The sequence below is a fragment of the Leptospira montravelensis genome (assembly GCF_004770045.1).
GTDB lineage: Bacteria > Spirochaetota > Leptospiria > Leptospirales > Leptospiraceae > Leptospira_A > Leptospira_A montravelensis.
Window position 1 is genome coordinate 145811 of the sequence record NZ_RQFO01000009.1, and the last position, 16313, is coordinate 162123.

Annotated in this window: 15 protein-coding genes; 9 read left to right on the forward strand and 6 right to left on the reverse strand. The window is 40.2% G+C overall.

What is annotated here, in order from left to right:
- The first annotated feature begins 27 nt into the window (after positions 1-27).
- The 3 genes from EHQ31_RS07230 to EHQ31_RS07240 are packed head-to-tail and all read left to right on the forward strand — an operon-like array spanning position 28 to position 3608.
- Positions 28-1884 (forward strand): OmpA family protein, encoded by a 1857-nt coding sequence (locus EHQ31_RS07230; RefSeq protein WP_135574816.1) that lies wholly within the window; start codon positions 28-30, stop codon positions 1882-1884.
- Positions 1885-1887: 3 nt separating this feature from the next.
- Positions 1888-2622, forward strand: coding sequence for an LIC_11485 family protein (locus EHQ31_RS07235; protein ID WP_135574815.1), 735 nt, complete (start codon positions 1888-1890; stop codon positions 2620-2622).
- Between the two features lie 11 nt (positions 2623-2633).
- The gene (locus EHQ31_RS07240; RefSeq protein WP_420844109.1) at positions 2634-3608 is read left to right on the forward strand and encodes a tetratricopeptide repeat protein; all 975 of its coding nucleotides are present in this window, start codon (positions 2634-2636) and stop codon (positions 3606-3608) included.
- A 10-nt stretch (positions 3609-3618) separates the two neighbouring features.
- Here the strand turns inward: EHQ31_RS07240 and EHQ31_RS07245 are convergent, their stop codons facing one another.
- Both EHQ31_RS07245 and EHQ31_RS07250 read right to left on the reverse strand, forming a co-directional pair.
- Positions 3619-4083, reverse strand: a complete 465-nt coding sequence (locus tag EHQ31_RS07245) for a chemotaxis protein CheX (RefSeq protein WP_135574813.1) — start codon at positions 4081-4083, stop codon at positions 3619-3621.
- The gene (locus EHQ31_RS07250; protein WP_135574812.1) at positions 4084-5325 is read right to left on the reverse strand and encodes a hypothetical protein; all 1242 of its coding nucleotides are present in this window, start codon (positions 5323-5325) and stop codon (positions 4084-4086) included.
- A gap of 85 nt (positions 5326-5410) precedes the next feature.
- On the opposite strand from EHQ31_RS07250, the gene EHQ31_RS07255 reads away from it, so the two are divergent.
- Positions 5411-6058, forward strand: a complete 648-nt coding sequence (locus EHQ31_RS07255) for an LIC_11490 family protein (protein ID WP_135574811.1) — start codon at positions 5411-5413, stop codon at positions 6056-6058.
- On the opposite strand, the gene EHQ31_RS07260 is transcribed toward EHQ31_RS07255, so the two are convergent.
- From EHQ31_RS07260 to EHQ31_RS07275, 4 genes are read right to left on the reverse strand one after another with little or no spacing between them, the layout of a single operon-like run.
- A complete protein-coding gene (locus tag EHQ31_RS07260) occupies positions 6050-7357 on the reverse strand; it encodes a DUF389 domain-containing protein (protein ID WP_135574810.1) in 1308 nt (435 codons plus the stop codon). The genes EHQ31_RS07255 and EHQ31_RS07260 overlap by 9 nt on opposite strands.
- Positions 7358-7398: 41 nt before the next feature.
- On the reverse strand, positions 7399-8844 hold the full coding sequence (locus tag EHQ31_RS07265; RefSeq protein WP_135574809.1) for a gamma-aminobutyraldehyde dehydrogenase: 1446 nt from the start codon (positions 8842-8844) through the stop codon (positions 7399-7401).
- 7 nt (positions 8845-8851) lie between these two features.
- The gene (gene gabT / locus EHQ31_RS07270) at positions 8852-10141 is read right to left on the reverse strand and encodes a 4-aminobutyrate--2-oxoglutarate transaminase (RefSeq protein ID WP_135574808.1); all 1290 of its coding nucleotides are present in this window, start codon (positions 10139-10141) and stop codon (positions 8852-8854) included.
- Positions 10138-11595 (reverse strand): NAD-dependent succinate-semialdehyde dehydrogenase, encoded by a 1458-nt coding sequence (locus EHQ31_RS07275; RefSeq protein ID WP_135574807.1) that lies wholly within the window; start codon positions 11593-11595, stop codon positions 10138-10140. The genes gabT and EHQ31_RS07275 overlap by 4 nt, the downstream gene beginning before the upstream one ends.
- 138 nt (positions 11596-11733) lie before the next feature.
- Between EHQ31_RS07275 and EHQ31_RS07280 the strand changes: the two genes are divergently transcribed.
- The 5 genes from EHQ31_RS07280 to EHQ31_RS07300 all read left to right on the forward strand — a co-directional run bounded on the left by EHQ31_RS07280 (position 11734) and on the right by EHQ31_RS07300 (position 16250).
- The gene (locus tag EHQ31_RS07280) at positions 11734-12903 is read left to right on the forward strand and encodes an ABC transporter substrate-binding protein (RefSeq protein ID WP_135574806.1); all 1170 of its coding nucleotides are present in this window, start codon (positions 11734-11736) and stop codon (positions 12901-12903) included.
- Positions 12904-12937: 34 nt separating this feature from the next.
- Positions 12938-13963, forward strand: coding sequence for an ABC transporter ATP-binding protein (locus EHQ31_RS07285; RefSeq protein WP_135575063.1), 1026 nt, complete (start codon positions 12938-12940; stop codon positions 13961-13963).
- A gap of 10 nt (positions 13964-13973) precedes the next feature.
- Positions 13974-14891, forward strand: a complete 918-nt coding sequence (locus tag EHQ31_RS07290; protein WP_135574805.1) for an ABC transporter permease — start codon at positions 13974-13976, stop codon at positions 14889-14891.
- On the forward strand, positions 14881-15684 hold the full coding sequence (locus EHQ31_RS07295; RefSeq protein WP_135574804.1) for an ABC transporter permease: 804 nt from the start codon (positions 14881-14883) through the stop codon (positions 15682-15684). The genes EHQ31_RS07290 and EHQ31_RS07295 overlap by 11 nt, the downstream gene beginning before the upstream one ends.
- 134 nt (positions 15685-15818) lie before the next feature.
- On the forward strand, positions 15819-16250 hold the full coding sequence (locus tag EHQ31_RS07300) for a universal stress protein (RefSeq protein WP_135574803.1): 432 nt from the start codon (positions 15819-15821) through the stop codon (positions 16248-16250).
- Positions 16251-16313: the final 63 nt, after the last annotated feature.

Sequence of the window (16313 nt, forward strand, 5' to 3'; positions counted from 1 at the left end):
GAGGTTTCAACCGACATTTCGTATGGTATGGCACGGATTCTCATCATCATTCTCCTCTTTTTCGGGAACGGGCTCACTAGCTCACAAAGTGTAAAAAATGGAATCCAGGTTTTGGAGGGGGATCTTTTAAATACTGGCCACCTCCTCCGAACAGACAAACAGGTTTTCCGAATTAGTAGTGGTGTTTTACAAGAGGAATTAGCATACTTAGCCGGGAAAAAGATACGGATGTTATGCGATGTGCAAGCAGAAACTTGTAATCCCATACGATATGAGATGGAACCCTTCGAATCTGGCAAAACACCAGACTGGACCTTAAAAAAAATCCCACGGTATGTGACAGGTGGACTTTTTTCTTTTAATCCGCAGTGTACACCGGATGGAAAAATTTTATTTTGGACCGCTCTTGTTCGTGAAGGCGGTAGATCCACCCAAAAAATTTGGGCCGCCAAACGAGACCAATATGGGTTTTGGATGCAAGGAGAACAGCTTCCCACTCCATTGAACAATAAATTTCCATCTGCTGTCATTTCGGCTCTCCCTGGTGGGAATGAACTATTTGTATTTGGTAATTTTGGTGAAGAGGAGATGTTGGACAACTTAAAACGAGAGATGATGTATAAATCTCAAATTGCCTCTAGGGAAGCTCAAAACCCTAAAGAGTTTCATCTCGTTTTGACAAAGTTAGAATCAGAATTCAAAGAGCGGACAGAAAAAATCCAAAACCGAGCCCCTTTATACAAAACACATAAAACAGAATCAGGTTGGTCTATGCCAACTCCAATAAACTTCCCTAGTTTTTATAATTGGTACAGAAAAGCAGACAATCCCAATCAACAAGTGTTTGGTGGATCTGCATTGGCCACAAGTGGACGTACTTTACTTTATTCGGCTCAACAGAAAAAAAATTTTGGTAAGTTAGATTTATATGTTAGTTTACAAAATGAATCTGGTGTTTTTGAAGAAGGAATTAACTTAGGAAACACTTTAAACACCGTGGAAGAAGAAATGGCACCTTTCCTTGCTCCCGATGACAAAACATTATATTTCTCTTCTTCCGGAAGAAAGGAAGGGATTTCTATATTTATCACCAGAAGATTGAATGATTCTTTGACAGCTTGGTCTGAGCCACAAGAATTGTCCGCTAACCTAAGAGGTGTTAACTTTTTCAGCATCCCTGCCGTGGGGAATTGGGCATATGTATCTAGAGAAGGTGAATTGTACATGGCGGCCATTCCCAATCATTTCCAACCTGATCCTGTGGTGGTGATCAAAGGAAAAGTGGTGGATGAAGAAGGGAAGCCACTTTCTGCCTTTGTGCAGTATGAATCTTTAACCAGAAAAAAATCCATAGGTTCCACTGTGAGTGATCCAAATACAGGTGAGTTTAGCATCATTCTGCCGTATGAGGAGAACTATGGGTTTTATGGAGAGAAAGAAGGTTACCTTCCAGTTTCACAAAACCTTAATTTGGTGGGAAAAGAGAAAGAGGACAAAGAAAAAACGGTTCTTCTTGTCCTTCCTAAGTTAAAAAAAGGAAACCAAATTGTGATGAACAATTTGTTCTTTGCTTTTCGATCCGCTGAACTTACCAAAGAATCCGAGCCGGAACTAGACAGATTGGCAGGAATTTTACGAAAATCGGCGAATTTGAAGATCCTCATTGAGGGTCACACAGACAATGTGGGAACCAAAACTGCCAACCAAAAGTTGTCTCTGGAAAGAGCAAATTCAGTTGCTAATTATTTAAAGTCTAAACATAAAATAGAAGAAACACGTATTGCTGTGGTGGGATTTGGTCCTTCGACACCAATTGCTGACAATCAGACCGAAGAGGGTCGTGGGACCAACCGAAGGGTAGTCTTTAAAATTTCGGAAGAGTAACCAGTGGATATTAAAAATATAAACATACCCAAAGTCAATGTAGACACCCAAAAAATGATGGGTGCTGTCGATGGACTCGTGGACAAAATCCCATCCCAAGTCCAAGACCTACTCAAAAAAATAGCCATTTCGTTATTTGTATTTTTTCTCATCATGGCCATTTATGTAGGTTGGACCAACGGTTGGGAAAATGCTAAACCGCAAGGGATGCAACTGGCCCAAGATACTAGAAGTTTGTTTTTAACTGAGATTGAAAGAGACTACAATCGAAAAAGAAAAGATGTTCGTATGTCCGATCCTGAAGATTTAAAATACGAATCCAATCGTAGGATGCAATTTGATTTTATCAGTGAAAGGGAATCCAATGGATATACACACGATACAATTCCTGAAGAACAAGATTTTTTAGGTAAAGAATACGACTTTAGAAATAGAAAAACAGAAGATACTTCGGTTCCACCCATTTACACTCCGTCAGGTGATGGTTTGATTCCAGCACCCATTGATATCCAACCAGCTGTTCCAAAAGAAGATACAAAATCGGGTTCTGATTCCGATTCTGAATCAGACCTTCGTATGCAAAGGATGTTAGACAGAGTTTCCGAATTGGAAAAGAAAGTGAAGGCAAAAAACGAAGAGAAAAATTTGGAAACTTTAAAATTACCCAAACCACCTGAATTTAACGAAGGTCTTGGGAAACCTAGAAGTTTAGAACGAATTCCAAAAAATTTACGATGAAGGATTTGTTTTTGAATTCTAAGTATGTATTATTGCCTTCCTTATTCCTTTGTTTTGTTTTCTTAAATTTGGTTTCCGGACTTTCTGCTGAATCAGCAGAATTGTTTTTACCGTTTCCAGAAACATGGACCAAAGACGGAGGTAATGAAACAAAGGAAAGTCAAACAAAGAATTCTCTGAACACAACATCAATGATGAACCCGGCACAGGGAACTCAGTCTAAATCTATAAACAATCTTTCCAATCAAAACAATAGTGCAGAATCATTACCTTCCAAGACCGCAACGCAAGAAAACCAAGCAACTGTTATAACTAAAGCAAAACCAACCGATAAAAAGAAAAAAAAGAAGGAAGTTGTCGATCCTTCGCAGGCTTCTTTTCAAAAAGGAAAAGCCTATTTAACCAGAGGTCAAAAGAAGTCCGCCGAATCCGAGTTTGCTGATTCATATGGAAAGGAAGGTGATGCAGCAAAACTATCTCGTGTGGAAAACACGAATTTATTTGGGTTAGATGGAAAAGAAAAAGATTCAATTAACCTTGTTGAAAAACAAGAAGATCCTGATCTCAAAATTAAAACACAATTTGAATTGGCACGTTCATTGGATCGAATTGGAAACCCAGATGCAGAAGAAAAGGCATATAAAGAATATTTAAAACTTGTGACTGATTTTCCTAAACATCCTGACCTTACACCTAGATCGCATTATGCGATGGCGATCCTTCTCATTCGTAAAAAGGAATTTCGTTCTGCTGCACATCAATTGGTAAGTATCATCAAAAATTTTAAAGAATCGGCAGAGTATCTTCCCTCTCATTATTATTTAGGAAAAATTTATGAGAGCAGTTGGGAAGAAAGGGATTTGGAACGGTCATTAAAATACTACCAACTCTATATGAATGGAACAGAGGGAAAAACATTGGTTCCAGGATATGATTTTAAAAAAGAAACCCGCGAAAGAATGCGGGTTTTAGGTTCTTCGATTTAAGAATTAGCGATTATGCGATTGCCACATTTACTTCAATTCGTCCAAACTTAGAGTATAAGTTGATAGAAAGCGTTGGTTTTTTGTTAAACCGAACCGAAGTACTATTCGTCTCTTGGATGTTAGGTGTAGTAATTTCTACAGATTGACCAGCAGATGTAAAAATGTTCATAGCATTACCAGTAGTCATGTTGGCAATCTCACCAAGTATGTCTTTGTATTCATTTTTTACGTCTTCATCGGAAAGGCCAGGTACAAGTTTTCTTGAAACTTTGTAAGCAGCATCGAGGTTCATACTATAAACCACTTCGCCGCTAAAAGATCCCACCACACCGATAATGATCGCAATTTCATGGCTAGGTGCAGGGGAATCCTTGATTCCGATTTTTCCTCGGATGAGATCCTGTTGTAACACATCGCGAAAAACGATGGTGGCTGCTTCCAGGAAAGGGTTTATGAAGTCGGCTTTAATTTGCATTTATTCTAAAGAGAGAAGGCCTTTTTTCTCTACGTTGTATTCTGCTGCTAAGGACTGGTTTATTTCAAGAAAAAAGCTAAGAAGTTGCCTTTGTTTCAAAAAATCTGTAGCTTGGTCCGCCGGTTTTTTGGCTGTGGTTTGTCCGTAGGTTAAAGCCCCAAATTCCACATAAACCTGTTTATCGTTGTCAGAGAAGGGGCCGACTACCGTTTTTTTGCTAAACGGATCATTGGCCAGAGTTTCCCAAAATTTGGCAGAGTTCGCCAAACGGTAGCTATTGCCACGATTGGAAGTAACAAGTTTTAAATCAGATAAGGAAACATTCGATACGGTCTCTATGGGTTGGAGAGTCTCCTGGGCAATAGCTTCCAAGGCATTGGGCTCGGAAACTTTGATGGCTATTCGACCTTTCCAAGCTTCAACTTCCTTTCTTTTGCGATCAAATTTTAGTTTGGAAAGTAAAAGTGGTTTTCTTGATTCGAAGCTAACAACGTTTCCAGAAGGATCCTTTGCGAGAGCGCCTTCTTTTTTTTCTTTCTCATACTCTTTCATAAGTTCTGCATCAGAAATATTGATTTTTGCTTCTACTGCATTGAGTAAATTGACCTCGGATACAGCTACGATGCGGAAAGAAATTTTTGCTCTTTTGGCTTCATCTTCTAACTCTGCCTCATTTTCCGAAGGAGTGAGAGGTTGGTCTAAAAAGTTAGGGTATAAAGCGTATCCAGTGGCAGAATCGATACGGTAGTTCATAGGTGCCGATCGATAAATTTGTTGGTAAATTTCTGTTAAAGAACGAGAATCTTCTTCACCATACCCTGCTTGGGAAACTGATTCTTTATGAACTTCCCTTGCTTGCCTAGACATCTCGCGTTTGATGCTAATTTCCGAAACTTGGAAACCAACGGCTGCCGCAATATCGTTTGCTATGTAGATTTCCCTAACTGTGGAATAAGCACATGAATTGAGTAACTCAGGATTTTGTGCCGTTTCCCGACCATACTGTTGGTATCGGTAGTAACAATCACGTTTGGCTGCATTGAAGTAGTCCACCGGGATGCTTCTTCCCGCAATGGTACCTGCTTTTGTTGAATTTTGGCCTGTTATGGCGCCCACAAGGCTTTGTTCTGCATCCCCAGGCAAAAAGGTAATGATAAGGGTTCCTACCAAAATAAATAAAAAGAGGGCAATAATCACACGATAGATTTTTTCTTTGAGGGTAGAGGGTTCATCTTCGAACATAAAGGAAGCGTTTCCGTTTCCGAAACCCTTGTAAAGAAAAAATGTAATCAAGGGAATCGCCGTTTGGCAAGATAATATAGGTAGTATGTTGTTTGCAGCCTTTGCTATGATTCTTGTGGGTGTCCTATGTTTTTTATACGTAGCCCTTTCCCCGCAAAAATCGAAACCGGTTCCCTACCCGCAGAGAAAACCGCAAAGTCCTGGCGCTTACCGAATGCCACAAAGCCCGTCCGTTTCGCCGCAATTGGATGAAAGAATCCGAAAGGAACGAGCCATATCCGATGACCGCCATATTTCCTATTCATTACCAGAGGAAGTGACACCATCCGTGGTTCAAAAATCGGAAGTATTGTTGCCAACAGAAGATGGAAATTTAGAAGAAGAACCTCCTGCACCCAAAGAAAGTAGGTTTCAAATCGAAGGCACTTTGTTTTTGGATTATTCCGGTAAACTTACCTTTGGTGAAGAATCATCAGACATTGATTCTATGGAAGATGGCCTAAAAAACTTCAAACGAATTGGATCTGGAAGTTTACGCGAAGAGAATGGAAAATTTTTGTTTCATTCAGGAAATGTAACTTATACCTACACTCCCGATGAATTGGACCAAGTGGTTCTTCACAACCAAGGGATAGTGTTTCTATTGAAAGATATAAAGGCACCGAAACCTGTGTTTTTTACAAAAGACATCGATACCTTTAAAGATTTTTTAAAACAAGCCGCCTTAGTTTAAACGCATTTCTCTTGTAATCAATTCGATTTGTTTCTCTCCCGTACGGACTTGGATATAAAGTTCTAATTTCCTTTTGTCATTTTCTGATGGGAGTTTTGTCCATTCAGAATCAAAGATATTTGTATCCACATAAATGTTCTGGTTCATATCAAACTTTTTTGTTTTTGTAAAACTTGCCGAAATAAGATTTGGGAAAAATACTTGGATCTCTTTTGCAATCATCTCTGTGTTGTTTTGAGTGTAGTTTGTATTGGATTTGTAGATTTCGGAAAGAATTTCGTATTTTAAATTATCTATATTGGATGAGGAAAGATCTTGGTGTAATATGAGTTTTGTATTTTCTATATTATAATATTTCAATCTAGATTGTAGCTCTTTTTCTTTGTTTTCGTCGATTTTGGGACCAATGATGGTTAGCTCAATTGTTGGTATTTTTTGGTAATTAATTTCTTTTTCCAAAATACGACGGTTTTCTAATAAAATTTCGTTACGAATGAACTCATTAGCCTTCCCTTTAAAATAGGATGACCTAACAATTTGGTATGCAGTAAAGATGGATGGAAGTATTAGAATTAACGTAAACAATCCCAGATAAATTTTAACTTTTCGTTCTTTCTCCTTGTATAGTCCCCAACTAACCTTTGGAAATTCCATATAACGAACAAAAATAAAAGTAGTGATGGCGATAAATATAGAATTGATTAAAAAAAGATATGTTGCTCCAAAAAAGTAGGTCCAGTTCCCTTGTGACAATCCGTACCCTGCGGTGCAGAGAGGAGGCATAAGGGCAGTGGCAATGGCAACTCCAGCAATAGCAGTACCTTTTTCTTTTCTCGTATTGGCAATGATTCCTGTAGCACCACCAAATATGGCAATAAGAGCATCATAAATTGTGGGAGAGGTTCTTGCGAGAAGTTCCGACTGTGCTTCGTTAATTGGTGATAGGGAAAAGTAAATAAAGGAAGTTGCAATACTTACCATCGTTGCCACCGAGAGTGTGCGAAGGAATTTTTTTAAATTGTCAAAGTCGTTTGTGGCAGCCGCAAAGCCAATTCCAACGATTGGTCCCATTAGTGGGGATACAAGCATTGCCCCAATGATCACAGCTGTGGAATTGACGTTAAGACCGATACTTGCAATAAAAATGGCAAAGATTAACGTCCAAAGGTTTGAACCTTTCAGTTCTGCACCTTTTTGGACTGATTCGATAGTGCCTGGTTTGTCCAAATCATCTAAGAGATGAAACCTGGGTGCCAACCATTCAAAAAAGGAAACAATCGGATTTTTTTCGGATGCCATAGCCCCTTAGACATCCGACTGTTCCTACTTGGATAGAGAAATTAAACTCCTCCTACCATCACATGTTTAGTGATTAAATAATCGCCAACTGATTCGATAGAGAGATCTTTTCCAAATCCTGATTGTTTGAAACCTCCATGAGGTGTTTCTGAAGCCAGTGGAAGGTGATCATTTACCCAGACAGTACCAAATTCCAATCGTTTGGCAACTCGCATAGCGCGTGCTACATCTTTTGTCCAAATGGAAGAAGCTAATCCGTAATTGACATCGTTTGCCAATTTGATTCCTTCTTCTTCATTTTCATAAGTTTGTATGGTAAGAACTGGGCCAAAGATTTCGTTTTGTACTACATCGAAGTTTTGTTTGACATCAGTGATGACAGTGGGTGCAAAAAAGTATCCATTGTCTAATCCTTTGGGTATAGTTCCACCAGTCAGAATTTTTGCCCCTTGTTTTTTTGCTCTGTCCATAAATCCGAGAACTCGTTCGCGGTGGATGGCAGAGATAAGTGGGCCCATTTCCGTTTTGTCATTAAAAGGATCACCTACGTTTACCGCTTTCATCGCATCGACAACGGCATCAGTGATTTTTTTCTGTAAGGATTTGGGAACTAGAATCCGTGTAGCGGCAGTGCAGTCTTGGCCTGAATTGCAAGTGGCACCAAACGCTGCTTTGGCGGCAAATAGATTGATATCGACATCATCAAAAACAAGAAGTGGAGCTTTTCCTCCGAGTTCTAAATGCACTCGTTTTAAGGAATCGGAAGCCGACTTCATAATGTTTTTTCCGGTTCCAGTGGAACCAGTGAGAGAAACCATTCTGACAAGTGGGTGGTCAACAATGGCTTGGCCTGTGGCATTTCCACCCGTGACAATATTGATGACTCCATCAGGGATTCCTGCTTTTTTAGTTAGCTCGGCTAACATAAGAGAGGTGATCGGTGTTCCTGGTGCTGGTTTTAAAATGATGGTACAACCTGCGGCAAGTGCGGGTCCAAATTTCCAAACAGCCATAAGGAGCGGGTAGTTCCAAGGAGCAATTTGTCCCACCACACCAACGGGTTCCCGGCGCAGGATAGAAGTGTATCCTGGTTGGTATTCATTGGCACGACTTCCATGAACATCGCGAGCCGCTGTTGCAAAAAAACGAATGTTATCTACGGCAAACGGTATGTCTCCCGCCAAACTCAGATTTTTATAAGGTTTTCCTGCATTGAGAGATTCCGCTTTTGCAAACTCTTTGGTTTTTTCTTCTAAAAGATCGGCAAGTTTCCAAATGGCTTTGGAGCGTTCTCCTGGGGTGAGCCCAGACCATCTTCCATCATAAAAAGCTTTGTGAGCGGCTTTGGCCGCCTTGTCAACATCGGCCACACTCGCATCAATTACTTTGGCAATTTTTTTGCCTGTGGCTGGATCTTCGATGTCCATAAGTTTTCCGCCATTTGTGTTTGTCCATTTCCCATCAATCCAAAGTTTATATTCTTTCATGTAAGTTTTAGATTTCCTTTAGTGATTTTGTTATGATACTTAAACCTTCTTTGACCACAGATTCTTCTGCGGTGATCGGTACAAGAATTCTGATGACGTTTCCATACACACCACACGAGAGTAAAACAAGTCCATGTTCTAAAGCTTTTGCCGTTAATTTTTTTGCCAAATCGGCAGAAGGTTTGCCTGCATCTCCGTTTTCTACCAGTTCGAATGCAACCATTGCACCTAACCCGCGTATTTCGCCAATATGAGGATAGGATTTTTTGATTTCATTTAGTTCAGCGACTAATAGTTTCCCGAGTTTGACTGACTTCTCTAAAATTCCTTCTTCTTCGATCAGATCCATTACAGCAATTCCAGCGGCACAAGCCACCGGGTTTCCCGCATAAGTCCCGCCAAGTCCACCAGGTTCCACAGCATCCATAATCGAAGTTTTACCGATCACTGCAGAAAGTGGCATCCCCGCTGCCAGTGATTTTGCAGTAGTGATGAGATCTGGTTTGATACCGGAATGTTCGATCGCAAAAAGTTTTCCTGTTCTAGCAAACCCCGATTGAACTTCATCAGCGATGAGAAGGATTCCATGTTCATCACAAATGGCCCTCAGTTTTTTTAAGAAACTCGGAGAAGCAATATAAAATCCACCTTCACCTTGCACGGGTTCAATGACGATGGCGGCCACACGAGTTGGATCAATGTCTGCTTTAAACAAATTGTTTAGTGCTTTGATAGAATCATCTTCTGTGACACCGTGGTATTCCATAGGAAAAGGAATGTGATACACATCGCTTGCAAAAGGTCCAAAACCTTTTTTGTAAGGAACCACTTTCCCTGTCAGGGCAAGGGCCATCATGGTTCTTCCATGAAACCCGCCGAGAAAACTAATGATTCCAGGTCGTCCAGTGGCTGCTCTTGCAATTTTCACTGCATTTTCTAAAGCCTCAGCTCCAGAAGAAAAAAGAATGGTTTTGGCACTTCCCTCAATGGGCGCTTTGGCATTGAGTTTTTCAGCGAGAACGATATAAGGTTCGTAAGGCATGATTTGGAAAGCGGTGTGAAGCACTTGGTCCACTTGTTTGTGGATAGCAGCAAGGACCTTTGGATGGCAGTGGCCTGTGTTTTGGACTCCAATTCCACCCCCAAAGTCAATGAACCTTTTTCCTTCGACATCCCAAATTTCTGCATTTTTTGCTTTTTCGGCAAACACTGGATAGGCGGTTGTAACACCTCTCGGAACGTTTGCGAGTCTTCTTTCCCATAGAGTTTGGTTGGTTTGTTTTTGATTGCCCGTCATATGATTCCTCCGAGGCAGAGATATTTGGTTACTGTATAATCATCGAGTCCGTATTTAGAACCTTCGCGTCCCATTCCTGAAAATTTGACTCCGCCAAAAGGAACTTGTTCTGAAGAAATTAACCCTTCGTTAATTCCCACCATTCCGTATTCTAGTTGTTCGGCGACTCTAAAAATGCGTGCCATATCCTTTGTATACAAATAGGAAGCGAGACCAAAGTCAGTGTCATTTGCTAATTGGATGGCTTCTTCTTCAGTTTGGAAGGTTTGGATACAAGAAACTGGGCCAAAGGTTTCTTCTTTTGTCACAACCATAGAGGAATTTACCGGATAAAGCACAGTAGGTTCAAAAAAATTCCCACCGAGACTGTGTTCTTTCCCACCTGTTAAAACTTTTGCGCCTTTTGAAATGGCATCAGTTATATGGGATTTTACTTTTTCTACAGCCGCATCGTTGATGAGTGGGCCTTGTTGTGCATTTGGTTCCATTCCATTCGCAACCACAAGTTCCTTAGCTTTCTCAGCAAGTTTTTTAGCAAAAGTTTCGGCTACAGAAGATTGAACCAGGAAACGATTTACACAAACACAAGTTTGTCCTGTGTTTCTATATTTGGATAACATAGCACCTTTCACTGCTTCATCCAAGTCTGCATCTTCAAAAACAATAAAGGGAGCATTACCACCCAATTCGAGGGAAAGTTTTTTTAAGGTAGCGGCAGATTTTTCCATTAAATAAATCCCCGTTTTTGTAGAACCAGTAAAACTGAGTTTGCGAACCTCTTTACTTTCTAAAATGGTTTTTCCAATGGCAATTGGATCACCAACTAACACGTTCCATACGCCTTTAGGTAATCCTGCTCTTTCGGCAAGAACTGCCATTGCTAGCGCAGAATAGGGTGTGAGTTCGGCTGGTTTAGAAACAACAGTACAACCTGCGGCCAATGCCGGTGCGACTTTTCTGGCAAGCATGGCTGCTGGAAAATTCCAAGGAGTAATGGTTCCCACCACTCCAATCGGTTCCTTTAAAACAAGAATCCTTGTATCTTTTCTGTGAGATGGAATGATGTCACCGTACGAGCGTTTTGCTTCTTCACCGAACCATTCAATATAAGATGCCGCATAAGCAATTTCTCCCCTAGCTTCTGTTAGTGGCTTCCCTTGTTCTTGTGTCATGATGAGGGCAAGATCTTCTTGGTTGTCCATCAAAAGTTGGAACCATTTGCGTAAAATTCCTGCTCTTTCTTTTGCGGGCCGGGTTTTCCAATCTTTAAGTGCTTCTTTGGCAGAACGAATCGCGTTCTCTGTATCTTTTTCTTGGGAATGAGGAATGTTCCCTATCACTTCACCGCTTGCGGGGTTATGTACTAAAATTTCTTTTTTGTTTTCTGCAGGGCACCAGATCCCGCCTATGAAGTTTTCTTGTCGGAAAAGGTCTTTGTCTTTGATGTATTTCATACCAAACCTGTGCTTTCATCGAAATCCCAGCTCCTAAAAATTCCTACCTTTTTTTTGAAAACCTAGGAAGTGGTTGCTTAATTTTGGATTTTTGGTATCTAATCCCTGACATAAGTAAAACCAGGAGCACATAGGTTTATGAAATTCGATTCATACAAACGAGTGATATTTTCTGTTGCAGTCCTTTCAATCGCATTTGCGGTTGCCTGCGGCAAAAAAGAAACTAAGGTTTCCGAAATCGGACAAGGCGAAGGAGAAGTTTCCATCGTTGCTTGGCCGGGGTACATTGAACGTGGTGAAACAGACAAAGGATATGACTGGGTCACTGAATTTGAAAAAAGTTCTGGCTGTAAGGTAAATGTAAAAACTGCTGCTACATCTGATGAGATGGTAGCTCTCATGAACGAAGGTGGATTTGATCTTGTCACTGCATCTGGTGATGCATCACTTCGTTTGGTTGCGGGTGGAAAGGTTCAAGAAATCAATACGGATCTTATTCCTAGTTGGAAAAATGTAGATTCTCGTTTGCAAAATGCTCCTTGGCATACTGTGGAAGGAAAACATTTCGGTGTTCCTTACCAATGGGGTCCAAACGTTCTTATGTACAACACTAAAGTTTTTAAAAAAGCGCCAACTAGTTGGAATGTTGTTTTCGAAGAACAAGTTCTTCCTGATGGAAAATCAAACAAAGGTCGTGTACAAGCGTTTGATGGTCCAATCTATATTGCGGATGCTGCTTTGTATTTAAAACAAGCTAAACCAGAACTGGGAATCCAAGATCCTTATGAGTTGGATGAAAAACAATACAACGCTGTCATTGAACTATTAAAAAAACAAAGACAACTCGTTCCAAAGTATTGGCATGATGCTATGGTGCAAGTGGATGACTTTAAAAAAGAAGGACTTGTTGCCTCTTCTACATGGCCATTCCAAGTAAATCTTCTTGTGAGTGAAAAACAACCTGTAGCTTCTGTAGTTCCACAAGAAGGAGCCACTGGTTGGGCAGACAGCACTATGCTTCATAAAGATTCAAAACACGTAAACTGTGCTTACAAATGGTTAGAACATTCACTTTCTCCAAAAGTACAAGGTGACCTTGCTTCTTGGTTTGGATCAGTTCCTTCCGTTCCTTCTGCTTGTAAAGGGAATGCTCTCCTTGGAGACACAGGTTGTGCCGTAAACGGATTCAACAACTTTGAAAAAATCTCTTTCTGGAGAACACCAAAAGAAGATTGTTCCGGTGGAAGAAAATGTGTGCCTTATAAAAAATGGGCTGAAGATTATATTTCCATCATTGGAAGTAAATAAATCCTAACATCACATGAGTTCTAAAGGAGAAGGAATGGACCAAGTTTTCGATGTAGAATTTCAAAATGTAACAAGGAAATTCGATCAATTTATTGCGGTAGATGATGTCTCCTTTGGAATTAAAAAAGGTGAATTCTTTTCGATGTTAGGCCCTTCCGGGTCGGGAAAAACAACTTGTCTCCGTATGGTGGCAGGATTCCAAGATACTAGCTCTGGAAGGGTTCTTTTGGAAGGTGTCGATGTGACCGGCATCCCACCTTACAAAAGAAATGTGAACACAGTATTTCAAGATTATGCTTTATTCCCACACATGACTGTTGCGGAAAATGTTGGGTATGGATTAAAAATAAAAAACACACCCGCAAAAGAAATAAACCAAAGAGTTTCTGAAATGCTTTCTATGGTCAGGTTACCCGATGTGGGAAATCGTAAACCTTCCGAATTATCGGGAGGACAAAGACAAAGGATTGCCCTGGCGCGTGCCCTCATCAATCGTCCTGGAGTATTACTTCTCGATGAACCACTCGGAGCATTAGATCTCAAACTTAGAGAAGAGATGCAACTAGAGTTAAAAGCCATCCAAAAAGAAGTAGGGATTACTTTTATCTTTGTCACTCACGACCAAGAAGAAGCATTGTCTATGTCCGATCGGATTGCTGTCTTTAATAAAGGAAAGGTGGAGCAAATTGCCACACCAGAAGAATTATACGATCGTCCCAAAACAGAGTTTGTAGCAAACTTTGTAGGAACATCCAATATTCTTTCTTTAGAAGAAACGAAACGACTCACCGGCCAAAATGGAAAAGGAATGATTCGTCCGGAACGAGTCCATGTATTTGCCAATGCCAAGGAAGATAACCATTCCTCAGGATATAGAACCTTTAAAGCCATCTTAAAAAGCCAAGTGTATTCTGGTGCTACTTCAAAAATGCATTTTGAAACACCAAATGGATCCCGTATCATTGCCTCCACACAAAACTTAAAAATCTCAGCAGAAAACATTGCTGTTGGTTCGGAAGTGCTTGTGGGTTGGAAAGATTCCGATATGCATTTACTTTGAGGATTTGTAAATGACAAACGCTCTAGATAAGTTTTTTACATTTCTATTTTATCGTAAAGGCCTTGCGATTTTTTTATTACTGGCACCACTTCTTATTTGGCTCGGAGTTGTGTATTTAGGATCTCTATTTACCTTACTCATCCAAAGTTTTTTCTCCATTGATTCTTTTTCGGGAGTCATTAAACGAGAATTTACTTTAGAATCTTATTATGATTTGTTTCGCCAAAGTACGAATTGGGATATCATCATTCGTACAACAACAATGGCATTTACTGTGACTGTTGTAAGTGCGATCATTGCTTTCCCAATTGCTTATTATATGGCAATGTATGCAGGTCCTAAATTAAAACCTGTTTTGTATTTGGGTGTGATGTTACCTCTTTGGTCGAGTTATCTTGTGAAAGTTTATTCCTGGAAACTGATTATGGCAAAAGAAGGAATCCTCACCTGGTGTTTGCAGGAACTCGGACTTTTGCATCTACTCGATGTTATTCTTTCTATCCCGGTGATTGGTGGGACTTCATTGTCTTTTTCTTACATTGGGATGTTCCTTGTTTTTGTTTATATTTGGTTACCTTATATGATCCTTCCGATCCAAGCATCTTTGGAGAGGATTCCAAAATCTTTACTTGAAGCTTCTTCGGATTTAGGTGGGGGACCGGCACAAACGTTTCGGAAAGTGGTGCTCCCCTTAGCTTTTCCTGGTGTGGTCGCAGGTTCTATTTTTACCTTCTCGCTTACATTAGGTGATTATATCATTCCCACCATTATCGGAAACTCTAGTTACTTTATAGGAATGGCTGTTTATACTCACCAAGGAACTGCGGGTAACATTCCTTTGGCCGCAGCATTTTCAATGATACCGATCATTATCATGATGGTATATCTTATGATTGCCAAACGATTAGGAGCTTTCGATGCCCTCTAAATGGAATTTCGGAACTATTGGATTAAAACTGGCAACCATTCTTGGTTTTCTATTTATCCATATTCCCATTTTTATTATCATCATGTATGCATTCTCTACAGATGAAAAAACTTTTCAATTCCCGTTACCAGGTTTCACATTCAAGTGGTTTGGTGTGGCTTGGGATAGAAATGATATTTGGGAAGCCATCATCCTCTCTTCGCAAGTTGCAACAATTTCCACAATTTTAGCAATCATCCTTGGAACCTTGGCATGTCTTGCCGTCTATCGTAGCAAATTTTTTGGGAGAGAGGTGATTTCCTTTCTTGTGATTTTACCAATTGCTCTTCCTGGAATTGTCACTGGTATTTCACTTAGGTCAGCCATGTCTCTTTTTGGAATTCCTTTTAGTACTTGGACCATTGTGATCGCGCATGCCACTTTTTGTATTGTGACGGTTTATAACAATGTACTTGCCAGACTCAGGCGAAGTTCTCATTCAATGGTGGAAGCTTCAATGGATTTAGGTGCTAATCCTTGGCAAACATTTCGATTTGTAATATTGCCAAATATCGCCACTGCATTGTTAGCTGGTGGAATGTTGTCTTTTGCTTTATCCTTTGATGAAGTGATTGTGACTACGTTTACTGCAGGGCAACAATCCACAGTTCCTATTTGGATGTTAACTGAATTTATACGCCCGAGACAAAGGCCTGTTACAAATGTTGTTGCTGTATTTGTCATTTTAGTGACAACAATCCCAATTCTTGTTGCTTACTATTTAACGAAGGAAGATGAAGGTGGGAAAAAATAATCCCACCAAGTTGACGTCAAATTCGTAACCTAAATTGGTATTTTCCATTTGGGAACTGTTTTATCTTTGAAAATTTTGACAAATGTCAAAGGAATTTCACTTTCCCAAATCCGGGAAGATGCTAGACTTCTGTAATGGAAAAATTGATTCAAAAGCTGATCATCCCTATTGATGGTTCACCTAGTTCTGCCAGAGCGTTAGAATTTGGTTTGGCAATTGCAAAGGCAAGTAATGCAAAATGTTACGTCGTAGAAGTAGTTGAGGATTTCGGTCCGTTGCCTGGTTATTATGATGCGGCTCCTGCGGGAAAGGATCGCGTGAAGTGGATCTCGGAACAACGCTTTGAAAAGATACACCCCATCTTAGATGAAACTTCTGTGAAATGGGAACGAGTTGTTTTAGAAGGATATCCTGCTGAGGAAATATGCAAATTGGCTGAAAAGGAAAAGGCTGATTTGATTGTGATTGGAAGTAGAGGTCATGGAATCCTAGGAAGATTTATTATGGGTAGTGTCTCTGATCGAGTTGTACACTATGCACCATGTTCAGTAACTGTAGTTAGGTGATATTAGCATAAATTTGCCATCTCGTTGTTAATTTAGTTGCACTGAATTGTGTCCTGGTGGAAT

What these genes read in the sequence shown, in the direction of transcription:
- EHQ31_RS07260 (WP_135574810.1), bottom strand. Translation starts at nt 7,357, where the DNA reads ATGGCATCCGAAAAAAATCCGATTGTTTCCTTTTTTGAATGGTTGGCA.
- EHQ31_RS07265 (WP_135574809.1), bottom strand. Translation starts at nt 8,844, where the DNA reads ATGAAAGAATATAAACTTTGGATTGATGGGAAATGGACAAACACAAAT.
- EHQ31_RS07250 (WP_135574812.1), bottom strand. Translation starts at nt 5,325, where the DNA reads ATGTTCGAAGATGAACCCTCTACCCTCAAAGAAAAAATCTATCGTGTG.
- EHQ31_RS07245 (WP_135574813.1), bottom strand. Translation starts at nt 4,083, where the DNA reads ATGCAAATTAAAGCCGACTTCATAAACCCTTTCCTGGAAGCAGCCACC.
- EHQ31_RS07275 (WP_135574807.1), bottom strand. Translation starts at nt 11,595, where the DNA reads ATGAAATACATCAAAGACAAAGACCTTTTCCGACAAGAAAACTTCATA.
- EHQ31_RS07290 (WP_135574805.1), top strand. Translation starts at nt 13,974, where the DNA reads ATGACAAACGCTCTAGATAAGTTTTTTACATTTCTATTTTATCGTAAA.
- EHQ31_RS07300 (WP_135574803.1), top strand. Translation starts at nt 15,819, where the DNA reads ATGGAAAAATTGATTCAAAAGCTGATCATCCCTATTGATGGTTCACCT.
- EHQ31_RS07280 (WP_135574806.1), top strand. Translation starts at nt 11,734, where the DNA reads ATGAAATTCGATTCATACAAACGAGTGATATTTTCTGTTGCAGTCCTT.
- EHQ31_RS07255 (WP_135574811.1), top strand. Translation starts at nt 5,411, where the DNA reads ATGTTGTTTGCAGCCTTTGCTATGATTCTTGTGGGTGTCCTATGTTTT.
- EHQ31_RS07230 (WP_135574816.1), top strand. Translation starts at nt 28, where the DNA reads ATGGCACGGATTCTCATCATCATTCTCCTCTTTTTCGGGAACGGGCTC.
- EHQ31_RS07295 (WP_135574804.1), top strand. Translation starts at nt 14,881, where the DNA reads ATGCCCTCTAAATGGAATTTCGGAACTATTGGATTAAAACTGGCAACC.
- gabT (WP_135574808.1), bottom strand. Translation starts at nt 10,141, where the DNA reads ATGACGGGCAATCAAAAACAAACCAACCAAACTCTATGGGAAAGAAGA.
- EHQ31_RS07285 (WP_135575063.1), top strand. Translation starts at nt 12,938, where the DNA reads ATGGACCAAGTTTTCGATGTAGAATTTCAAAATGTAACAAGGAAATTC.